The sequence below is a fragment of the Anaerotignum faecicola genome (assembly GCA_024460105.1).
Taxonomy (GTDB): domain Bacteria; phylum Bacillota; class Clostridia; order Lachnospirales; family Anaerotignaceae; genus JANFXS01.
The window spans coordinates 1-461 of record JANFXS010000254.1 but is presented as its reverse complement, the minus strand read 5'-3'; the positions used below and the strand labels follow the sequence as shown (position 1 = coordinate 461).

The following is a 461-nucleotide window of genomic DNA, read 5'->3' as shown; positions in this document are numbered from 1 at the left end:
AGGAGTATCGCCGTTCCCGTTAGCGGCGGAAGCGTAGACGTGGCTTTGGGGAATGACGATACTCCTTACCGCTCCGCCGTATGTTATTAATTCAACGGAAAAACCGTTCTTATCGGTAAGCCTGTACAAATCTACCGCCTTTCCATCAGGCGTTGTTCCAAATGGTTTTTTTATTATCTCAGCCATATTCCCTCCATTTGTCAGTCTTTCGTATATAAAAATTAAAGCAGAAGGACGGCCGCGCCGTATATGCCCGCATCATTGCCCAGCGACGCTATTTTAAATTTGGCGTTCCTGACCGCATGGAATGAATATTCCTTATAGTATTTTTCTATAAATCCGAGTATAAAATCTCCCGCTTTCGACACGCCCCCGCCTATTATATAAACTTCCGGATCGCATATTTCACAGGCATGGCTTAAACCCAGGCCGAGCGCATATCCCTTCTTTTCCATAACAAG

The 461-nt window shown here is 45.3% G+C and carries 2 protein-coding genes; both read right to left on the bottom strand.

Annotated elements, in window-relative coordinates; genetic code table 11:
• On the bottom strand, positions 1–186 hold a 186-nt coding region (locus tag NE664_13825; GenBank protein MCQ4727712.1), incomplete at its 3' end, for a hypothetical protein.
• A gap of 35 nt (positions 187–221) precedes the next feature.
• Positions 222–461, bottom strand: a 240-nt coding sequence (locus tag NE664_13820) for an ROK family protein (protein ID MCQ4727711.1), incomplete at its 5' end; no start/stop codon positions are given.